The sequence below is a fragment of the Propionivibrio sp. genome, from assembly GCF_016790145.1.
Lineage (GTDB): Bacteria > Pseudomonadota > Gammaproteobacteria > Burkholderiales > Rhodocyclaceae > Propionivibrio.
On sequence record NZ_JAEUOI010000015.1, the window covers coordinates 24,792 to 43,722 of the forward strand.

Annotated in this window: 23 protein-coding genes; 2 read left to right on the forward strand and 21 right to left on the reverse strand. The window is 58.2% G+C overall.

The window, feature by feature from the left end:
- Window positions 1-72 precede the first annotated feature (72 nt).
- The 4 genes from JNM42_RS01370 to JNM42_RS01385 all read right to left on the reverse strand — a co-directional run bounded on the left by JNM42_RS01370 (window position 73) and on the right by JNM42_RS01385 (window position 5,284).
- A complete protein-coding gene (locus tag JNM42_RS01370; RefSeq protein WP_294265003.1) occupies window positions 73-1,596 on the reverse strand; it encodes a CYTH and CHAD domain-containing protein in 1,524 nt (507 codons plus the stop codon).
- Window positions 1,597-1,773: 177 nt separating this feature from the next.
- Window positions 1,774-2,595 (reverse strand): dihydropteroate synthase, encoded by an 822-nt coding sequence (gene folP, locus JNM42_RS01375; RefSeq protein ID WP_294265006.1) that lies wholly within the window; start codon window positions 2,593-2,595, stop codon window positions 1,774-1,776.
- A 60-nt stretch (window positions 2,596-2,655) separates the two neighbouring features.
- On the reverse strand, window positions 2,656-4,539 hold the full coding sequence (gene ftsH, locus JNM42_RS01380) for an ATP-dependent zinc metalloprotease FtsH (RefSeq protein ID WP_294265009.1): 1,884 nt from the start codon (window positions 4,537-4,539) through the stop codon (window positions 2,656-2,658).
- A 124-nt stretch (window positions 4,540-4,663) separates the two neighbouring features.
- Window positions 4,664-5,284: an SAM-dependent methyltransferase gene (locus tag JNM42_RS01385; protein ID WP_294265012.1), complete on the reverse strand. Its 621-nt coding sequence runs from the start codon at window positions 5,282-5,284 to the stop codon at window positions 4,664-4,666.
- A 44-nt stretch (window positions 5,285-5,328) separates the two neighbouring features.
- Between JNM42_RS01385 and JNM42_RS01390 the strand changes: the two genes are divergently transcribed.
- Window positions 5,329-5,682 carry a YhbY family RNA-binding protein gene (locus JNM42_RS01390; protein ID WP_294265017.1) on the forward strand — a complete coding sequence of 118 codons (354 nt, stop codon included), beginning with the start codon at window positions 5,329-5,331 and terminating at the stop codon, window positions 5,680-5,682.
- A 36-nt stretch (window positions 5,683-5,718) separates the two neighbouring features.
- Here JNM42_RS01390 and JNM42_RS01395 read toward each other — a convergent pair whose 3' ends face one another.
- The 16 genes from JNM42_RS01395 to JNM42_RS01470 form a co-directional block, all read right to left on the reverse strand.
- Window positions 5,719-6,180 (reverse strand): DUF4149 domain-containing protein, encoded by a 462-nt coding sequence (locus JNM42_RS01395; protein ID WP_294265019.1) that lies wholly within the window; start codon window positions 6,178-6,180, stop codon window positions 5,719-5,721.
- Window positions 6,181-6,190: 10 nt separating this feature from the next.
- Window positions 6,191-6,667, reverse strand: coding sequence for a transcription elongation factor GreA (greA, locus tag JNM42_RS01400; RefSeq protein ID WP_294265022.1), 477 nt, complete (start codon window positions 6,665-6,667; stop codon window positions 6,191-6,193).
- 78 nt (window positions 6,668-6,745) lie between these two features.
- Complete coding sequence (carB, locus tag JNM42_RS01405) at window positions 6,746-9,952, reverse strand: carbamoyl-phosphate synthase large subunit (protein WP_294265025.1); 3,207 nt, start codon at window positions 9,950-9,952, stop codon at window positions 6,746-6,748.
- Window positions 9,953-9,955: 3 nt separating this feature from the next.
- Window positions 9,956-11,104: a glutamine-hydrolyzing carbamoyl-phosphate synthase small subunit gene (gene carA, locus JNM42_RS01410; protein WP_294265027.1), complete on the reverse strand. Its 1,149-nt coding sequence runs from the start codon at window positions 11,102-11,104 to the stop codon at window positions 9,956-9,958.
- A 135-nt stretch (window positions 11,105-11,239) separates the two neighbouring features.
- Window positions 11,240-12,457 (reverse strand): glycosyltransferase family 4 protein, encoded by a 1,218-nt coding sequence (locus JNM42_RS01415; protein WP_294265029.1) that lies wholly within the window; start codon window positions 12,455-12,457, stop codon window positions 11,240-11,242.
- A gap of 13 nt (window positions 12,458-12,470) precedes the next feature.
- A complete protein-coding gene (locus tag JNM42_RS01420; protein WP_294265031.1) occupies window positions 12,471-13,910 on the reverse strand; it encodes an HlyD family type I secretion periplasmic adaptor subunit in 1,440 nt (479 codons plus the stop codon).
- 214 nt (window positions 13,911-14,124) lie between these two features.
- Window positions 14,125-14,358: a hypothetical protein gene (locus tag JNM42_RS01425; RefSeq protein WP_294265033.1), complete on the reverse strand. Its 234-nt coding sequence runs from the start codon at window positions 14,356-14,358 to the stop codon at window positions 14,125-14,127.
- 8 nt (window positions 14,359-14,366) lie between these two features.
- The gene (locus tag JNM42_RS01430) at window positions 14,367-14,672 is read right to left on the reverse strand and encodes a BrnT family toxin (RefSeq protein WP_294265035.1); all 306 of its coding nucleotides are present in this window, start codon (window positions 14,670-14,672) and stop codon (window positions 14,367-14,369) included.
- Window positions 14,673-14,807: 135 nt separating this feature from the next.
- Window positions 14,808-15,068 (reverse strand): type II toxin-antitoxin system RelB/DinJ family antitoxin, encoded by a 261-nt coding sequence (locus tag JNM42_RS01435; protein ID WP_294265037.1) that lies wholly within the window; start codon window positions 15,066-15,068, stop codon window positions 14,808-14,810.
- Between the two features lie 11 nt (window positions 15,069-15,079).
- The gene (locus JNM42_RS01440) at window positions 15,080-15,322 is read right to left on the reverse strand and encodes a ribbon-helix-helix domain-containing protein (protein WP_294265038.1); all 243 of its coding nucleotides are present in this window, start codon (window positions 15,320-15,322) and stop codon (window positions 15,080-15,082) included.
- A gap of 40 nt (window positions 15,323-15,362) precedes the next feature.
- Window positions 15,363-15,548: a hypothetical protein gene (locus JNM42_RS01445; RefSeq protein WP_294265040.1), complete on the reverse strand. Its 186-nt coding sequence runs from the start codon at window positions 15,546-15,548 to the stop codon at window positions 15,363-15,365.
- 3 nt (window positions 15,549-15,551) lie between these two features.
- Complete coding sequence (locus tag JNM42_RS01450; RefSeq protein WP_294265042.1) at window positions 15,552-15,692, reverse strand: hypothetical protein; 141 nt, start codon at window positions 15,690-15,692, stop codon at window positions 15,552-15,554.
- Between the two features lie 110 nt (window positions 15,693-15,802).
- Complete coding sequence (locus tag JNM42_RS01455; RefSeq protein WP_294265044.1) at window positions 15,803-15,958, reverse strand: hypothetical protein; 156 nt, start codon at window positions 15,956-15,958, stop codon at window positions 15,803-15,805.
- Window positions 15,959-16,104: 146 nt separating this feature from the next.
- A complete protein-coding gene (locus JNM42_RS01460) occupies window positions 16,105-16,839 on the reverse strand; it encodes a transposase (RefSeq protein WP_294265045.1) in 735 nt (244 codons plus the stop codon).
- Between the two features lie 30 nt (window positions 16,840-16,869).
- On the reverse strand, window positions 16,870-17,163 hold the full coding sequence (locus JNM42_RS01465; RefSeq protein ID WP_294265047.1) for a hypothetical protein: 294 nt from the start codon (window positions 17,161-17,163) through the stop codon (window positions 16,870-16,872).
- A 15-nt stretch (window positions 17,164-17,178) separates the two neighbouring features.
- Window positions 17,179-18,321 (reverse strand): hypothetical protein, encoded by a 1,143-nt coding sequence (locus JNM42_RS01470; RefSeq protein ID WP_294265049.1) that lies wholly within the window; start codon window positions 18,319-18,321, stop codon window positions 17,179-17,181.
- A 47-nt stretch (window positions 18,322-18,368) separates the two neighbouring features.
- Here JNM42_RS01470 and JNM42_RS01475 point away from each other — a divergent pair, with 47 nt between their 5' ends.
- Entirely contained in the window at window positions 18,369-18,557 is a 189-nt protein-coding gene (locus JNM42_RS01475; protein WP_294265053.1) for a hypothetical protein, read from the forward strand.
- 112 nt (window positions 18,558-18,669) lie between these two features.
- Here the strand turns inward: JNM42_RS01475 and JNM42_RS01480 are convergent.
- Window positions 18,670-18,931, reverse strand: a 262-nt coding sequence (locus tag JNM42_RS01480) for a hypothetical protein (protein WP_366504392.1), incomplete at its 5' end; no start/stop codon positions are given.

Consider the following 18,931-nt stretch of genomic DNA (forward strand, 5'->3'; position numbering starts at 1 on the left):
CATTGCTTGCCGTGCAAGCCTGATGGACAGCGCCTCGCGCCGCATCGCTCGTCGTGCGGTCCAGCCAGCCTGTTACTGCCAGGGTTTTTTATTGGTCAGGAAACCGCGCAGTTCTTCATTCAAGGCCATGACAAGAAGCTGGGTTCGACCGGCAATCCAGCCTCGCGTCAGCGGATCCGGCTCGCCTTTCGGATGCACTTCCTTGATCAGACGTGAAGCCGTGACCTGATCGTTGAGCGTACCGAGTAGATCCTGAATCGATGCGAGGGAAGCCTGATAAGCTGTCAGACGCTTGCGCGGCAGAATCGGCGTAAAAAATTCGAGCGCATAACGCAGCTTCTTGAAGGCGATGCGTAATTCATGTCGACGTTCGGCATTCATCCTGGCGTGTTGGCTGACCAGCCCTTCAATCATCTGTGCCCGTTTCTGCAGCCGACGCGCGGCGAACTTGCGCAGACTCAAGGCTGATGACTTGTGCTGAGCTTCGATCGTTGGCGGTTCGACTCTGAACAGTGCGGCTGAAAAGGCCAGCAGGAGCTGGCTGTATTCCTTCTGCTTCAAGGTAATGCCTGCCGATGCCTGTGCCCTGGCCTTGGTGGCCTCGCCTCTGGCTCTCAAAACCGCCAGATCGGGATCCCCTGGAAAGGCCTCTTCCAGCGGAGCCAGGGTCTCCATCAGAAACACATCCCAGTCGCGCGCACTGCCGAGCCCCCCCGCCATCTCCCGCCAGCGTGGTGAATAAACCTCGACAAAACGGACGCCAAGCACCGGTGAAAACAGTCTGAAAGCCGAGCGCAAGCGGCGGATGGCGACTCTGGCCTGATGCACGTATTCCGGGTTTTTTCCCGCGATGGCCCCACCTTCGTTGCCTTGAAGCTGCATGAGGCAGGACAACGCTATCGATCGAAACGCATCGACCGGCGACATGCCCTTATTGACCGGAGAGGTAAAGGCCTTGACCGGTTTGGCCAGATCCAGGTCGGCCAGCGCGTAGCCGCGTTCCGCCTTGCTGGCCATCTCCGGGTGAAGATGCAGGTCGGTAGCCAGCGCGATGGCCAGTTCAAAGAGGGCATCGGGCGATTCGCCCTCGAGCAGTTCCAGCTCCAGTTCGCACAGCGGTTTGCTGACCGGAGCTGCGCCAGTCGTAACGGCTATGGCGTTGATCCTGCCCCGGTCAAGCGCCAGTTCGACCAGCGAACCTGAACGCTTGACAACCCATGCCGTACGCGTGAAATCGGTCGAAAAAACGGGTTGCAGCCGGGAATGACAAGACTCAAGAAACTCGCGCAAACCGGCATCGGTAATGAGGTCAAAATCGAATACTCCCGGCTGCGTTGGCGCTTCCCACTCGCTGCGCTGCGCCAGACCACCGGCACCGGAAGCACCGCATTTGACAGTCATCAGCCAGACGGCCCAGCCCTTGCGCCGCAAACGCAGGGCGATGCCGCGCTGGCGCAGATCCATCTCCGGCGTGTCATAGTAGGTATTGAGCAGCCGATACTTCTGCGGCTTGTTTCCGGCCAGCGCCGGGTGGGCTTGCAGGAGTCCAGCCTGGGAGGGCGATACGCGTAATTTCAGCTCGATTTCCGTTGACATTCGGGGTTCTCTCTTGGGTATCTTCCTGATGTTGCCGTGACCAACAAAGCCAAGGTTTCCACGCCTTGCAGCCAACGGCAAAGGTTAGCAGAATTCCATACTGCCTGTCTTGCCCGAAATTATTACAGCATTGTTACAAGAGACGATCCGGCTTGAAGAATGAGTCGCCGTAGAAAGTCATCCCGAACCAACCGCCTGCCAGACCGCCAACGCGTCACGTGTTTCGAGAACATCATGCACACGCAGCAGGCGTGCGCCGCGCTGCAGTGCCAGCAAGGCGGCAGCCAAGCTGGCTGACAGGCGCTGTTCGACTGCTCGACCGGTGATGACGCCGAGCATCGACTTGCGCGAAATACCGGCCATTAGCGGCAATCCGTCAATTGCCAGCGTATCGAAATGACGAAGCAATTGCAGGTTGTGTTCTAGCGTCTTGCCAAAACAGAAACCTGGATCGAGCACCAGTCGATCAGATGCAATGCCTCCGGCAACTACCGTGGCGACGCGCTGGCCAAGAAACTCACGCACCTCGCCGAGCACATCAGCATAGCTAGGACTGTGCTGCATGGTCAGCGGCTCGCCCTGCATGTGCATCAGACATACCGCGCAATCACTTCCGGCGACGGCCTCCAGCGCACCGGGCATGCGTAGCGCGTAGATGTCATTGACCATCGATGCGCCATGCGCGATGGCCGCACTCATCACGTCGGGCTTGTAGGTATCGACCGAAATCGGCACGCCGCAGTCTGCCAAGGCATCCAGTACCGGCAGCAGGCGAGCGAGTTCTTCATCGAGCGTGGCTGGAATGGCGCCAGGGCGCGATGATTCGGCCCCAATGTCAATAAGATCGGCACCGGCCTCGATTTGACGGCGGGCGTACGCAATGGCTTGCTCACTATCCGCCGCCAGCCCGTCGCCGGAGAAGGAATCCGTCGTCAGGTTAACGATGCCCATGACCAGCGGACGATCAAGGGACAGTGCAAATTTTCCGCAACGAAGCATAGGAACCCATCATAAAAAAACCGGGGGAAACTTCCCCCGGTCTGTATTGAATGATTCGGCTCAAGCCGGTGCGGTTGCACTCGGCGCCGCATCCGGTGGCGGCGTATCGGCAGGATTCGTCGCCCTGGCTTGTGGCGGTTTCGGTGGTCGGGGCGGCTTGCCTTCCATGATGTCGTTGATCTGGTCGGAGTCTATCGTTTCCAGTTCGAGCAGCGCAGCCGTCATCGCTTCGACCTTGTCGCGGTTTTCTTCGAGTACCTTGCGCGCCAATGCGTACTGCTCGTCGATGATGCGACGGATTTCGGCGTCGACCTTCCGCATCGTCGTTTCCGACATGTTCTTGTGCGTGGTCACCGAACGCCCGAGAAAAACCTCGCCTTCGTTCTCGCCATAGACCATCGGGCCGAGCGCATCGGACATGCCGTAGCGGGTGACCATATCGCGTGCCATTTGCGTGGCGCGCTCGAAATCGTTTGAAGCGCCGGTCGTCATCTGGTTCATGAACAGCTCTTCGGCAATGCGGCCACCGAACAGGACGGCGATACGGCTCATCAGATAGACCCGGTCATACGCGTAGCGGTCCTCTTCCGGCAATTGCATGGTCAGCCCCAGCGCACGACCGCGCGGGATGATCGTCACCTTGTGCACCGGATCGGACTTGGGCATCAGTTTGGCGACCACGGCGTGGCCCGACTCGTGATACGCCGTATTACGTCGCTCATCCTCGTTCATCACCATGCTGCGACGCTCGGCACCCATCAGGATCTTGTCCTTGGCTTTCTCGAAGTCGTCCATATCCACCAGACGCTTGCTGGCGCGTGCAGCAAACAAGGCCGCTTCATTGACCAGGTTGGCCAGATCGGCACCCGACATTCCTGGTGTTCCGCGCGCCAGGATGTCTGCCTTGACGTCGGGCGACAGCGGCACCTTGCGCATATGCACGACAAGGATCTGTTCTCGGCCACGGATATCCGGCAACGGCACGACCACCTGACGGTCAAAACGACCCGGACGCATGAGCGCCGGATCAAGGACGTCCGGACGGTTGGTTGCCGCAATCACGATCACACCGACACTCGCCTCAAAGCCGTCCATTTCGACCAGCATCTGGTTCAAGGTCTGCTCGCGCTCGTCGTTGCCGCCACCCAGTCCGGCTCCGCGCTGGCGACCGACGGCATCGAGTTCGTCAATAAAGATGATGCACGGTGCGTGCTTCTTGGCGTTCTCGAACATGTCGCGCACCCGCGCCGCGCCGACGCCGACGAACATTTCAACAAAATCGGAACCGGATATCGAAAAGAATGGCACCTTGGCTTCGCCGGCAATCGCCTTGGCAAGCAATGTTTTACCGGTACCCGGATTGCCGACGAGCAGTACGCCTTTAGGGATACGCCCACCCAGCTTCTGGAATTTGGACGGGTCGCGCAGAAAATCGACCAGTTCGGAAACTTCTTCCTTGGCTTCGTCGCAACCGGCCACATCGGCGAAGGTGATGCTGTTGGTCGACTCGTCGAGCAGTCGCGCCTTGCTCTTGCCGAACGAGAACGCGCCACCGCGGCCACCGCCCTGCATCTGGCGCATGAAGAACACCCAGACGCCGATCAGCAGCAACATCGGGAACCAACTGACGAAGATACTCATCAGGAAGGACTGTTCCTCTTCCGGTTTGGCTTCAACCTTGACGCCATGCTTGAGCAGATCGGATACCATCCACAGATCGGGCGGTGCGTAGGAGGTCAGCTTGCGCCCGTCGCTGGTGGTGGCCTTGAGCACACGCCCCTCGATCACCACCTTGGTTATGGAACCCTGTGCGACCTCTTCCATGAACTGGGAGTACTCCATCGAGGACTGAGCGACCTGACGGGTATTGAACTGGTTGAAAACCGTCATCAAAACCAGACCGATGACCAGCCACACCGCCATATTCTTGAACATGTTATTCAATGCTGTACCTCTTCCTCGTTGCTCATCAGGGGGCTCCTGAAGGTATATGTATTGCGAAAAAATTTCATTCTAAACCTTCTGAAGCGATTCAGGCAGTACAAACCGAAGCCATTCAAAAGGAAAATCAGGCCTTTAAGCCCTTGCCCAGCAGGTACAACTCGGCACTTCGATCGCGCGAAGCATCCGGCTTGCGTGAAGAAACCGATTTGAAGACCCGTTTCATTTCACGTACAAAGTCTTCATAACCATAGCCCTGAAAAACTTTGACCAGAAAAGCACCGTCAGGTTTCAGCCAGTTCCGGGAGAATTCGAGCCCCAACTCGGCCAGATGCATCACTCTGGCCTGATCGGAGAGGAGAATACCTGACATATTGGGGGCCATATCGGAAAGTACAAGCCCCACTTTGTCACCCGCCAGCATCGTTTCCAGACGCAGCAGTACCTCAGGCTCACGGAAATCGCCGAGAATGAAGTCAACGCCCTGCAAAGATTCCATTTCCAGAAGGTCCAGCGCGATGACCCGACCCTTGCCCTGCATCCGCCTGGCGGCCACTTGCGACCAGCCGCCGGGAGTCGCCCCAAGGTCAACGACGACCTCGCCCTGGCGAATCAGTCGATCCCGCTCGTCGATTTCCATCAGTTTGAAGGAAGCGCGTGATCGATAACCTTCGGCCCTGGCGCGCTGCACGTAGGGGTCATTGACGTGTTCGCGCAACCACGCATTACTCGTTCTGCTTCGTTTCATCGCTTAAAACTCGGTAAAATGCGTTCTTTGCCAGGGTTTACTGAATGCTCGATATTAGCGCTGACCAACGACGTGCCCTGCGGGCTCGTGCCCACGCCCTGAATCCAGTCGTCACCATCAGTCAGAACGGGCTATCCGATTCGGTGCTGCAAGAGATCGGCACCAATCTGGACAGCCATGAACTGATCAAAATCCGCGTCTTCAACGATGATCGGGCAGAGCGCGAAAAGTATCTGGCGATCATCTGCGAACAACTCAGTGCCGCAGCGGTACAGCATATCGGGAAGCTCCTCGTCGTCTGGCGCCCGTCACCTGCCGCCATGGCACCGAAATCTCCTCGCCGCCGCGCAGCACCACGGCGCAGCAAGCGCAGCTTTCAGGGCAACTCGAGCAATTGAAGCGTACGGCCATGCCAGGCACGGGCAGAATTTCGCCTATTTCAGCCCGCGGCCGGCACCGACCACCAGTAGCAAACCGAGCACACTCTGCACCAGATAGAGAATGCTCGAAACACCGTGCCAGGTAGCAAAGCGATCACGCAGCACACTCTCCATCACTTCGCGCGGCAAAGCGTCGGCCTTGATTTGCGCAAGCAAGGGCTGGATACCGAACTGGCTGAGCACTGTCAGTACCAACATCACCACAAGCAGCCAGAAAACTCCGCGTTTCAAGGCGCTGCGACCAAGGCGAATCAGCATGAAAAGCAACAGGTAGGCCGCACTGGCCAGACCAACCCAGCCGATCAGCGCGAACAGCTTGCCGGCCAGCATGCCGGCCAGTTGACGGTCGGCCAGCGTGGCGAAAAGAACGGGGGCGACGAGATAGCCGATCGCCCACAAGCCGCCGACCCATAGCGACAGCGTTATCAGGTAAAGCGCTTCGGAAAAACGTCGCACGTTGCGTCACCTACTCGTATCGAACGTCGAGCACTTCGTATTGGCGCAGCCCGCCCGGAGCCTGCACCTGCGCAATATCGCCAGCAAATTTACCGATCAATGCCCGGGCGATCGGCGAATTGACCGAAATTTTTCCGGCCTTTATGTCGGCTTCATCCTCGCCAACAATCTGATAGCTGACCTGGGTTCCGGTATCCTGATCCTCAAGATCCAGTGTCGCCCCGAAAACACAGCGTCCGTCGGCATCGAGCAGTTTGGGGTCAATGATCTGGGCATTGGACAGTTTGCCTTCGACATCCTTGATGCGGCCTTCGACGAAACCCTGACGTTCCTTGGCCGCATCATATTCGGCATTCTCCGAAAGATCGCCATGTGAGCGCGCTTCGGCGATGGCCGCGATCACGCTTGGCCGCTCAACCGTTTTCAGTTGATGCAGTTCGGCACGTAGTTTCTCGGCGCCGTTAACGGTCAGAGGTACTTTGCTCATGGTCTTTACTCACGTGGTTCGCTGGCAAAGCAAAACCGCCGGCGCCCTGAATGGCGTCACCGGCGGCACGAGGACTGTTCAACTCAGTTGTGCGTGCAAAGCCTGGATCGAGTAGACCTCAAGCTCACCGCGGTTCTTTATGCCAACGGCTGCGGCTTCGGCGCCCCATACCGTGGTGTACATCGTCACGCGCGCCGCAAGTCCGGACGTCCGTATCGAGCGGGAATCGTTGATCGCCTGGCGTTTCTCGTCGACCGTATTGATGATCAGGGAAATCTCGTTGTTCTTGATCATGTCGACAACGTGCGGACGTCCTTCGGTCACCTTGTTGACGGCCTGCACTGGAATACCCGCTGCCGCAATTGTCGATGCTGTGCCGCGCGTAGCCAGAATACTGAATCCTACCGCATGCAAATCACGGGCAATCTCGACGACCTTGTTCTTGTCCGACTCCTTAACGCTGATGAAGACCTTGCCGGAATCAGGAAGTTTGACATTGGCCGCCATCTGGCTTTTAACGAAAGCTTCCTCGAAAGTCTTGCCGACACCCATCACTTCACCGGTCGACTTCATCTCCGGACCTAGAATCGTATCAATTCCCGGGAACTTGTTGAACGGGAAAACGGCTTCCTTGACCGAGAAATAAAGCGGAATGATTTCCCTGGTCACGCCCTGGCTGGCGAGCGACTGCCCGGCCATGCAACGTGCGGCGATCTTCGCCAACTGCAAGCCCGTCGCCTTGGAAACGAAGGGTACCGTGCGCGAGGCACGCGGATTCACTTCCAGCACATAGACGACGTCGTGCTGGATGGCAAACTGCACGTTCATCAGGCCGCACACATTGAGCGCTCTGGCCATCAGCTTGGTCTGCCGACGCAGTTCATCCTGTACTTCTGCCGACAGCGAATAGGGCGGCAGCGAGCAGGCCGAGTCACCCGAATGCACGCCGGCCTGTTCGATATGTTCCATGACACCGCCGATGATGACTTCATCGCCATCGGACAAAGCGTCGACGTCGACTTCAACGGCATCGTTAAGGAAACGATCAAGCAACACCGGCGAATCGTTCGAGACCTTTACCGCTTCGCGCATGTAGCGCTCCAGGTCGCGAGGATCATGGACGATTTCCATGGCACGGCCGCCCAGAACGTAGGAGGGACGAACGACCAGCGGGTAGCCGATTTCGGCTGCCAGGCGCAAGGCATCGGGCTCGGTTCGCGCCGTACGGTTTGGCGGCTGCCTGAGGCCAAGTTCCTGCAGAAGTTTCTGGAAACGTTCGCGATCTTCGGCCGCGTCGATCATGTCCGGACTGGTACCGATGATCGGCACCCCATTCGCCTCAAGGTCGCGCGCCAGTTTGAGCGGCGTCTGGCCACCGAACTGCACAATGACGCCCACCGGCTTTTCAATGGCGACGATCTCGAGCACGTCTTCAAGGGTCAGCGGTTCGAAGTAGAGGCGATCCGAGGTGTCGTAGTCGGTGGATACGGTTTCCGGATTGCAGTTGACCATGATCGTCTCGTAACCGTCTTCACGCAGCGCGAGTGCCGCATGCACGCAACAGTAATCGAACTCGATGCCCTGACCAATGCGATTCGGACCGCCACCGAGAACCATGATTTTCTTCCGGTCGCCCGGATTCGACTCGCACTCGTCCTCATAGGTCGAGTACATATACGCGGTACTGGTCGAGAACTCGGCGGCACAGGTATCGACCCGCTTATAGACGGGACGGATACCCAAAGCGTGCCGACGCCTACGCACATCGGTTTCGCCCGTCTTCATCAACTTGGCCAGCCGACGGTCTGAAAACCCCTTGCGCTTGAGTTCACGCAGGGTCACTGCATCGATCTCGTCAAATGACATGTCATCGAGCTTCATCTCGATCCTGACAATATCCTCGATCTGGGCGAGGAACCAGGGATCGATATGCGTCAGCTTATGCACTTCGTCCAGCGTAAAGCCATTCTCGAAAGCGTCGCCAACGTACCAGATGCGCTCGGGGCCGGGTTCGCCGAGTTCGCGCTCAAGCTCCTCGCGGTCAGTGGTGCGTTGGTTCATTCCATCAACGCCCACTTCAAGGCCACGCAAGGCCTTCTGGAAAGACTCCTGGAAGGTGCGCCCAATGGCCATCACTTCGCCAACCGACTTCATCTGCGTGGTCAGGTGTGAATCGGCAGTCGGGAATTTTTCAAAGGCAAAGCGCGGCACCTTGGTCACGACGTAGTCAATCGAGGGCTCGAAAGAAGCCGGCGTTTTGCCGCCGGTAATTTCGTTGGCCAGTTCATCAAGCGTTAACCCCACGGCCAGCTTGGCTGCCACCTTGGCAATCGGAAACCCGGTCGCCTTAGAGGCCAGTGCCGACGAGCGCGAAACGCGCGGGTTCATTTCGATGACTATCATGCGACCGTCATCCGGACAGATCGCGAATTGCACGTTGGAACCACCGGTATCCACCCCGATCTCGCGCAGTATGGCGATCGAGGCATCGCGCATAATCTGGTATTCCTTGTCGGTCAGAGTCTGGGCTGGAGCCACGGTGATCGAGTCGCCGGTGTGTACGCCCATCGGGTCGAGGTTCTCGATCGAACAGACGATGATGCAGTTGTCCGCCTTGTCGCGAACTACCTCCATTTCGAACTCTTTCCAGCCGATCAGCGACTCCTCGATCAGCAGTTCACTGGTCGGGCTGACTTCGAGACCACGCTTGCAGATGTCGACGAATTCTTCCTGGTTGTAGGCAATGCCGCCACCCGAACCGCCCATCGTGAACGACGGACGGATGATCGCCGGAAAGCCGATCATGGCCTGCACCTGCTGCGCTTCTTCCATCGAGTGTGCGGCGGCCGAACGTGCCGAAGCGAGACCGATCCGGGTCATTGCCGCCTTGAACTTGAGGCGATCCTCGGCCTTGTCGATGGCCTCCCTGGTGGCGCCGATCATTTCGACGCCGAACTTTTCGAGCACGCCGTATTTGGCCAGATCGAGCGCGCAATTGAGCGCCGTCTGGCCGCCCATGGTCGGCAGCAGCGCGTCGGGGCGCTCCTTTTCAATGATCTTCTCGACCACTTTCCAGGTGATCGGCTCGATGTAGGTGATATCGGCCATTTCCGGGTCGGTCATGATCGTCGCCGGATTGGAATTGACCAGGATGACCTTGTAGCCCTCCTCGCGCAGCGACTTGCAGGCTTGCGCGCCGGAATAATCGAACTCGCAGGCCTGGCCAATGACGATCGGGCCGGCGCCGATGATGAGAATGCTCTTGATATCTGTACGCTTGGGCATGAGTTACTTTCCCGCCGCTTTGCTGTCTTGCATCAGCGTGATGAAACGGTCAAACAGGTAGGCTACGTCGTGCGGGCCAGGACTCGCTTCCGGGTGTCCCTGGAAGGAAAAGGCGGACACGTCCGTTCGCGCCAGGCCCTGCAATGAGCCGTCGAACAAGGAAACATGCGTCGCTCGCAAATTGGCGGGCAAGGTGTCGGGATCGACTGCGAAGCCGTGGTTCTGGCTGGTAATCAGCACCTGTCCGGTATCGAGATCCTTGACCGGGTGATTGGCTCCATGATGGCCAAATTTCATCTTGATTGTCCTGGCGCCGGAGGCCAGTGCCAGCAACTGATGGCCAAGGCAGATGCCATAGGTCGGGACGCTGGCAGCGAGCAGTTCGCGAATGGCGGCAATGGCGTAAGCGCAGGGTTCGGGATCGCCCGGGCCATTGGACAGGAAAACACCATCGGGCCTGTACTTGAGCACTTCGGCGGCGGAAGTTTGTGCCGGCACGACCGTCACCTTGCAATTTCGCGCGGCAAGCATGCGCAGGATGTTGCGCTTGACACCAAAATCATAAGCGACGACGTGGAACTTTGCTGCGGGAGCCGGCTGATAGCCTTTCAGAGTCCATTCGCCCTCGTTCCACTCGTAGGGTGAATCGACGCTCACAAGCTTCGCCAGATCCATTCCGGCCAGCCCGGGGAAAGCCCGCGCCTCGGCAATGGCCTTCACCTCATCAACCTCAACCGCCATGATGCAGGCGGCCTGCGCACCTTTCTCGCGCAGGATACGGGTCAGCTTGCGCGTATCGATTCCGGCAATGGCAACCACACCATGCTGCTTAAGATAATCGGGCAAGGAATCCTGCATACGCCAGCTCTCGCAGCGAAGCGGCAGGTCCCGGATGACCAGACCGGCCGCGAAATTGGCGCGCGACTCGAAGTCCTCTTCATTACACCCGGTGTTACCAATATGCGGGTAGGTCAAGGTAACAATCTGCTGGCAGTAGGAAGGATCGGTAAGGATTTCCTGATAGCCGGTCATCGCCGTATTGAACACCACCTCGCCGCGGGTAGTGCCCTGGGAGCCGATGGCGAAACCACGAAAAACCGTTCCATCAGCCAGTGCGAGAATCGCGGGCGGAAGAGAGGGTAACAACGACACGAAAGACTCCTGATCCTTAGCCTACATACACAAAAGCGGGACGGCGCGCAGCCCTCCCGCTTAAATACTTGAAAACCTTCGGATTATACCCGAGAGCCCCTTTTTCGGCAATTCTCCGCAGTAAAAGCCCCTCAGTCAGCCCCTCTGCGCAATCAGCTTCAACTGCCCCGGCAAACAGATCCGCTTCAAATCGTACCTGTCCACAATGGTCTGCCGCGCGCATACTCGCAGGGGAGCGAAGTGAGCCGGATCGGCCAGGGCGGCAACGACACGTTCAGCAATTTCCTCCGGCCTGAAGAAATCCACCAGCACCCCATTCTCCCCATCTTGGATTACTTCCTCGACCGGTGCGGTTTTTGAGGCGACCACCAGACAACCCGCCGCCATGGCCTCCAGCATCGACCAGGAAAGCACAAAGGGATAGGTCAGATAGACATGTACGGCTGAAATCTGCAGGATCTTCAGAAAGAACGGATACGGCACCTTTCCCAAAAAATGTACACGGCGGCGATCCAGCGAATCGCCCAGTTCATCGAGCAGGCGTTGCCGGTACGAGTGGCCTTCCGGCAGGCGCGCGCCGTAGCTCACCTCATCGCCGCCGACGATCAGTACCTGCGCCTTCGGCCGTGCGCTCAGGATGGCCGGCAGGCTGCGCATAAAACTCGGGAAGCCCCGATAAGGCTCCAGATTTCGCGCGACATAGGTCACCACGTCATCGCCGGCGGCCAGGTGCACATCGCTTCCCGGCAGACGCAGGCGTGCCTGAGGGTCGGGAACCACGGTATCGGTATCGATGCCTTCATGGACGACGTGCAACATCGAGCGATAGCGCTCGGGATACGTCGATTTCTGCCACTGAGACGGGCACTGACCCCAATCGGCGGCCTCCAGCCCGAGCAGGTTGCCGGCATTCCGGGTGCGGATGCGCGGCGCGGTGTCGAAGCTTGGCTTCTCTGCGGGGTCGAAGCCGACGTCGGCCCCGACAAAACGATAGTAGAACTCGAAGTACCCGAGCAGCGGGGTCTGTGGAAAAACGTCCTTCAGGTACCAGATCTCGCCCCAGCCGTTATGCCCGAGCATCACATCGGGGATGAAACCGGATTTCTTCAGATCAAGCGCCACACGCGCCACCGCCTGCGCATTGAGTACCCCGGCCTCGGCTTCCTTCAGATAATGGTGCAGGTGCCGGGTCACGGTGCGCTGCGCTTTGTAAACGACTTTGCGCACACCGCTCAGGGCGGCGTCTTCGCGCTGCGTGATGAACACCACTTCATGACCCGGCTGAGCCGCCAGGTGGCGGGCCAGATGCAGGTATTGGCCGGGAAAGTTCTGATGCACGAAAAGGACACGCATGGTCGCTTCCGCTTCAGCGCTCCCGCCCCGCCTCGTGCCACGCCTTGCGCACCGGCGAGAGCAGAAACTCCATGACGCTGCGCGTGCCGAGCAGGATTTCGGCCTGCGTCTGCATGCCGGCACCGAGGGCAAAGCGCTGTTCGCCCATCACCAGTTGCATGGCCTTGAGCGTCACCAGCGCCTTGTAGAACAGGGGCGGGCTCCTGGCCGGCGCCTTGTCGTTGGCCGTGCTGTCCTTGTTCGTGGTGCTGTCGGCCGAATCGGCGCTGACATGCTCAACCACCCCGTCGACCAGGCCGTATTTCTGGAAGGGGAAGGCGGCAAACTTGAGTTTCACCGGCTGCCCCTGGCGCACAAAGCCGATGTCCTCGTTGCTGACCCACACTTCGGCGCGCAGCGTCTCTTCTTTCGGCACCAGGGTGAGCAGCACGGTGCCCGGTTGCACGACGGTGCCGGTGGTATGCGTGGACAGATCCTTGACTACGCTGTCCTGCGTCGCCTTCAGTTCCATCAGCGACTGGCGGTGCGCCTGCTTGGCGACTTCCTGCGCCAGTTTGTCGGCCTGGCCATGCACCTCGTTGCGCTCCGTATGCAACTGGCGGCGGTAGTCGCTGTCGATCTGCGCCAGCCGTTTCTCCGACTGCGTGACATAGGCGCGGTTCGATTCGATCAGGTAGTTCTGGTTCTTCAGTTCCTGCTCTTTCTCGATGCGTTCGCGCTTCTTGTCGCTGGCCATCAGGGTGCCGGCGAAACCCTCCTTGACCAGTTTCTCGAACGCCTGATCCTGCTGCTGATAGTGCGGCAGGGTTTGCGTCAGTTTGGCTTTGACCTGCTCGGCCGAGGCCAGGTCGAAGCGGTATCGGAGCAGGCGGCTGGTCTCTTCGGCCAGCGCGGCGTGGCGTGCGGCGCGGTTGGCGTGGTACTGGGCGGCGATTTCGCTGGCCAGTTCCGGCGGGTCGTCGACGGCGGGCCGATAGGGGGTGTCGGCCAGTTCGGCCTCGATGCGCGCCAGCGTGGCCTGCTTGCGGCGATACTCGGCCGCGATCGATTGGCTGTCCGCTTCGCTGATCAGCATGTCCATGCGCATCAGCACCTGTCCGGCCTTGACCGTTTCGCCTTCGCGCACCAGGATTTCCTTGACGATGCCCGACTCGGCCGGCTGCACGATCTTCAGGTAGCTGTGCGGGATGAGTTTGCCTTCAGCGACGGCGACGATGTCGAGCTGGCCGATCAAGGCCCAGAGCAGCAGCGCGGTAAGCAGGGCGAGCAGGGTCCACAGGACTTTGCGTCCGACCGGGTTGGGCGGCGAGTCGGTCAGGCGCAGCAGCGGCGGATAGAAGTCCAGCGGGCGCGGGTCGGAGGCCGGCAGGGCGCGTTCGAAAGCGCCCTGCAGCCGTTCGTAGCGGGACCGTAGCGCGGACAGCGGCAAATGCTGTTTCAAATTAAATGACATGTCTCACCGCCAGGGCACGCACAAGGATTCACCAGAACTAATTTTCCCATTTCAAAAATCAATGATCTCAAGAAGACGAGCCGAAACAGTCGATCTTAAAAACACAGTTGAGCGTAATGTCAGAATCGTAGGCCCTCATCCCCGGCCCTTCTCCCGCAGGGCGAAGGGTGTAACCCCCCTCTCCTTGCGGGAGACCGCCTGGATTCTGCGCTGGTTAGCGCGTCATCTCGATCAGTTCGATATCCTTCCTTAGCAGATCATTGACCAGTACCGAGAGTTCGACTCCCTTGGCGTCGGCCAGCGCCATCAGGCGGCTCTGTACCTGATCGTCCAGATACACGGGCAGATGCAGGCAGGCATCGGGGCGGTAGAACTTCCCGCGCACCCCTTTGGTAAAGTCGATCTCGTCGGGCATGTCGTCATCGAATGCGGATTGTGCTGGGCTCATCGTGTCACCTATCGTGGTTCGTTTTCGTACTGTTCCCGTTCTCGCCGTGTGGCCAAGCGTGCCGAAATGATGCGCACCTGCATGCTGGCCGAGCGGCTTGTACGGAAGGTATGCGCCACAGCCAACAATTTACCTTCTTCCGAGCGGCCCAGGGTAAACCAGCGCTCCTCGCTTTGGCTATGCGTCTCATCGAATACCGTCAGCGCCAGCGGATCGACCAGCACCGTGGCCGCCTGCGCGAAGCCAATGCCATGCTTGGCGAGATTGGCTTGCGCCTTGGCCGAATCCCAAGCGATTTCCAGTTCCGGCCTCATGCGGCTGCAACCGCCGAAATCGGCCCCGATTGGACGTGTGGCTTCACGATTAAGGCGACAAAATCATCTTGAAGTACTTTGCGATGCGGCCCTCTGGATTCTCGTTTCAGGTCGCGCTTGAATTGCCCGGTTTGCTTAGTCGTCCGCATCGAGCACCGACTGCAAGTCGCTCAGGGTTACCGTCTCCAGATTGCCGCGTCGAGCTTCTTTCATCGCCGCTATCGTTTCGGCATTGGGTACCAAGGGGTCGAAAGGCAGTCTCTTCTCGCTGGCTACCCGAGTCAGCATGATCCGTAAGGCATCGGACACGGTAAGCCCCATGGCCGCCAGTACGGTGGAAGCCTCTTCTTTGATGTGCTCGTCAATTCGGGCACGGACAACAGCATTCGCAGGCATTACAAACTCCTTTACTTTGTGTAGCTACATTGTAGTACACAGAAAAGATAGGCTTCGACGTGGCCGGCACCCATATCCGCCAGGGCCTCGCGAGTCAATCGGCTGCGCGGCTCTTCCTGGTCGATCCAGGCGGTCGACGCCGGTTTGACGATCCAGCCGCACGGACGTTCAAGGCGAGCGGCCAGTTGATCGACGTTTTCGGCAAGCGGCAGCGGCACGTGTGCAGTGCGTATTTCGGTGTCTATCGGTGCCATGTTTTGTCAGGGCTCGGTATCGAGCTTCAAGCGGCGAATACTACGCGGCAACCTTGATGTCTTGCACAGGTTTTTTGGGTAGGGTAACAAATATGCGGCCCTGGTTGCGCGCAAGGTCTTCCTTCTGCTTCAGTTCGGCAAAGATGCTGTCCGAATCAAAATGATGTGCCTCGGCATGTGCTTCGCGCAGCTTGCGCAATTCTTCAACTATCGGGTCTTGCCACATGCTTCATTCTCCTGAATTAAGTAGTTCTTCCGGGGTGCCGATCAGCGCCGGCTCATAACCCGCACTTCGGCAGACTCGTTCGATTTTGCGGCGCATTTGTAAATTGGCGATATGTTTGCAATTCCAGGTCAGCAGGTAATCCATGCCGTGTACGGCGGCCGTGGCGATATGGTAAGCATCCTCAATTGCGCGGATGGGTATCGCCAGTTGGGCAACAAGTAAATCGCCGAGTTCTTTGGTGTCTGCACCCAGCGTCAGTGCAGGCAGATCAGCAAGGCATCCAGACGCGCTTTTGCGGCCGTGGTATCGCCTCGCGCCGCCTCTTCATGAACGAGCTGTGAAACATAGAATTCGTATTCCTGACGTTGTTGCCATAGGTCGTGGGTGATGGACTGGTGGGCAGCGACCAATATGTCACGGCTGGGCTGTGCCGTCAGGTAGCTGATGACGCTGGTTTCCAGATAAATGCGTGGTTTCAGACCCCAAAGACCCCAAAGGGGTCAGAGACATTTCCTTTTTTACTTTTCCGACTCGGTATTTTCATTTCCCTCTCCTCTTAGAATCCAAAATCTGTTTGCCCTGGCAGCGGGTTCGTTACAGCCTCTTTCTCAGTGACTGGACGACCTCTTTGCCCGGTATTCCGCCGGATTCCCAATTGCCGACAGATGCTTTCGGCAAATCGCTCGTTGCCCAAGGGCATCCCCAGGCGCAAGGCCTCACGTATCGTTTCTGCCGCTTCAGCATCAAGTTGCGGGCGGAATAATTCCCGATAAGCCGCGCTGCGGGTTTCCGGTGAATTGCCAAGACTCTGATAGAGCAAGTGCGGGGTAAGCCGACGCTCGTGTTGCTGCAGGCCGTTGCTTCGATAGCTGCTGCAACGGTATTGTCCGGGATCGTCAACCATGCACGCCCTGACCGGATTGAGTTCGATATAGCGCTGGCAGGCCAGGAGATAGTCTTCGGCATGAATTACGCTGGATTTGTACCGCCCTTCCCAGAGGCTGCCTGTTCTCCGGTAGAAGCGGTTGACGTACTGCACATAACGACGAACGAGCGATTGCATAAGCCGTGCTGCCGCTCCCGATGCAGCGGGGGTAAGCAACAAATGGACGTGGTTGGTCATGAGGGCGTAAGCATGTATGGCACAACCGCAAGCGCGAGACGTTTCTTCCAGCCAGTGGAGGTAACAGTGGTAATCCTCCTCGGCAAAAAAACACGGCTCGCGGTTGATGCCGCGCTGGACAATATGCAAGGGGTAACCCTCAAGCAATACACGTGGACGACGGGGCATGGGTTTATGCTCGATGGCTTAAAAGGTTAATCACTCTGACCCCTTTGGCTCAATATAATCGAACTTGCCGGGCTGACCAGTCACCGGCTTGCTGTAAACGGTCGCCCCGAACCCGGTATCCGGGTCGTCGAACCGTCTATCGACTCTCCAGTCGCTCAGGTCGGCGAACCAGGAGGAAGGCATTTGATCGCTGTATGGATCGCCGTTCTCGGTATCCAGGTAGTAGTTCAGAAAATCGTCAGGGGCGACACCTTTGACCGTGGTCTTGTAGGACTGGTCGCAGGCTACCAGAAGGGCATGCAGAAAACGATTGGTCAGGTTCATGGCAAGTCTCCTTGTTCAATTCTTGGAACAGAAATCGACGATGCGGACGAAGGATGTCCGGGGTTTCTCGCGGTAGGATTTGGCAGCTACCGCCAATTTACAACCGTCCGGGGAAAGGCCCATTTGGCCGGACAAATCAAAAATGCGCTTGAGTTCGCCGTTCAGCTTCAGCCACCAGCCGCCTTCACCTTGTTCGGTGCCCACGTTGCCATTGAAGTACAGACCTGCACGGGTAAGGGCGATGTCCATGGGAGGCAGCCATTTCCCATCCGGGATCGTTATCGTCTCGACCCGTCCGTTGGGTGTCATCAAATAGATTTGGTAAGGTGCCTTTCCTTCCATTAAGCCACCTATTAGCCCGCCGTTGTATGCTTTATCTCTTCGGCTAGACGGAACAATGAGATATTTGTTTGCCCATTCGGCGTAGCGGATGTACGAGCCCAGCGACAACTCTTTCGCAAGGATCGGTAGTTCGATGGGCTCGGCTCGATCCGGTCGGTAAAGTTTTGACGGGTTTTCGAATGAGTGTTTTTCTGGAAGTCCGTCGCAGTATTGTTGTTTGCAGCTATGCACAAATATGTAGCCGTCTTCGGGGCGCAGGAACTTCGCCCCGACCGGAAAATGATCTTGCACCAAGGCCGCATGTTCGGGTCTCAGGCGCTTCTCCCGATCCACCCTGGGGCAGTCGGTGTAGGAACTGTTGTTATTAAAATCAGCATCGAACCTGTTACCGGGAGGCAACAGTTTTTCCTGTCCGAACATCCCTTCCATCTGTAAATCCTTGCTGTGATCGCCCCCCGATTTGTTGTAGATCGAGTAGGTGATAAAGCCCTGGTGGAAGCAAAAGCGGGAACCATCCCCCAAGTCGGCATGCCGAACATAAGTATTGTTCCGGGTGTCGAGGATGTACAGTCCTTTCTTCGGTTTGCCACTCTCGTCCAGAAGCTTGTCGTCAGGCGCATAGCCGGGGACGAAGACGTGGTCGTTGTCCAGCCAGTAGAGCCGCGGGCTGTCTGCCGTTTCCAGTCGCGATATTTTTTCGGTATAACCCGGCCCAGAAGATTCGCAGCCCGACAACATCAGAACCAGACCCGCTAATCCGGCTAACAGCCCTTTGAATCGAGGCACCCAAGGTTCCAGAGCACGTCCATTTCTCACGCCGTCATCCTCCAATGCATGTCGTTCGCACAATTGCTCATGGCATTATGCACTACGCGACCCCGCAGAAGGTCATTACCGCGCTTGCCGTCCATCCGGTCGCTCACATTGGTTCCGACGATCGTGTTATTCCCCGCATCCCCCGCCAGATCGAACCCTCGTGCCAGGAGCTGCGCATAGCTCAGCACCGTCCCGTCGGCAAACGCGAAGCGATCGATCGCCGGCGCATTGAGTGAGGCCAGCGCATCGCCGGGATTGCGACCCCAAAGGGGTCAGTGCGACCCCAAAGGGGTCAGAGACATTTCCTTTTTTACTTTTCCGACTCGGTATTTTCATTTCCCTCACCTCTTAGAATCCAAAATCCGTTTGCCCTGGCAGCGGGTTCGTTACAGCCTCTTTCTCAGTGACTGGACGACCTCTTTGCCCGGTATTCCGCCGGATTCCCAATTGCCGACAGATGCTTTCGGCAAATCGCTCGCTGCCCAAGGGCATCCCCAGGCGCAAGGCCTCACGTATCGTTTCTGCCGCTTCAGCATCAAGTTGCGGGCGGAATAATTCCCGATAAGCCGCGCTGCGGGTTTCCGGTGAATTGCCAAGACTCTGATAGAGC

Excerpts from the sequence above, each read along its gene's own strand:
- JNM42_RS01370 (WP_294265003.1), bottom strand. The coding sequence starts at position 1,596 with ATGTCAACGGAAATCGAGCTGAAATTACGCGTATCGCCCTCCCAGGCT.
- folP (WP_294265006.1), bottom strand. The coding sequence starts at position 2,595 with ATGCTTCGTTGCGGAAAATTTGCACTGTCCCTTGATCGTCCGCTGGTC.
- JNM42_RS01385 (WP_294265012.1), bottom strand. The coding sequence starts at position 5,284 with ATGAAACGAAGCAGAACGAGTAATGCGTGGTTGCGCGAACACGTCAAT.
- JNM42_RS01390 (WP_294265017.1), top strand. The coding sequence starts at position 5,329 with ATGCTCGATATTAGCGCTGACCAACGACGTGCCCTGCGGGCTCGTGCC.
- greA (WP_294265022.1), bottom strand. The coding sequence starts at position 6,667 with ATGAGCAAAGTACCTCTGACCGTTAACGGCGCCGAGAAACTACGTGCC.
- carB (WP_294265025.1), bottom strand. The coding sequence starts at position 9,952 with ATGCCCAAGCGTACAGATATCAAGAGCATTCTCATCATCGGCGCCGGC.
- JNM42_RS01415 (WP_294265029.1), bottom strand. The coding sequence starts at position 12,457 with ATGCGTGTCCTTTTCGTGCATCAGAACTTTCCCGGCCAATACCTGCAT.
- JNM42_RS01420 (WP_294265031.1), bottom strand. The coding sequence starts at position 13,910 with ATGTCATTTAATTTGAAACAGCATTTGCCGCTGTCCGCGCTACGGTCC.
- JNM42_RS01425 (WP_294265033.1), bottom strand. The coding sequence starts at position 14,358 with ATGAGCCCAGCACAATCCGCATTCGATGACGACATGCCCGACGAGATC.
- JNM42_RS01430 (WP_294265035.1), bottom strand. The coding sequence starts at position 14,672 with ATGAGGCCGGAACTGGAAATCGCTTGGGATTCGGCCAAGGCGCAAGCC.
- JNM42_RS01435 (WP_294265037.1), bottom strand. The coding sequence starts at position 15,068 with ATGCCTGCGAATGCTGTTGTCCGTGCCCGAATTGACGAGCACATCAAA.
- JNM42_RS01440 (WP_294265038.1), bottom strand. The coding sequence starts at position 15,322 with ATGGCACCGATAGACACCGAAATACGCACTGCACACGTGCCGCTGCCG.
- JNM42_RS01445 (WP_294265040.1), bottom strand. The coding sequence starts at position 15,548 with ATGTGGCAAGACCCGATAGTTGAAGAATTGCGCAAGCTGCGCGAAGCA.
- JNM42_RS01450 (WP_294265042.1), bottom strand. The coding sequence starts at position 15,692 with ATGGATTACCTGCTGACCTGGAATTGCAAACATATCGCCAATTTACAA.
- JNM42_RS01460 (WP_294265045.1), bottom strand. The coding sequence starts at position 16,839 with ATGCCCCGTCGTCCACGTGTATTGCTTGAGGGTTACCCCTTGCATATT.
- JNM42_RS01465 (WP_294265047.1), bottom strand. The coding sequence starts at position 17,163 with ATGAACCTGACCAATCGTTTTCTGCATGCCCTTCTGGTAGCCTGCGAC.
- JNM42_RS01475 (WP_294265053.1), top strand. The coding sequence starts at position 18,369 with ATGCACTACGCGACCCCGCAGAAGGTCATTACCGCGCTTGCCGTCCAT.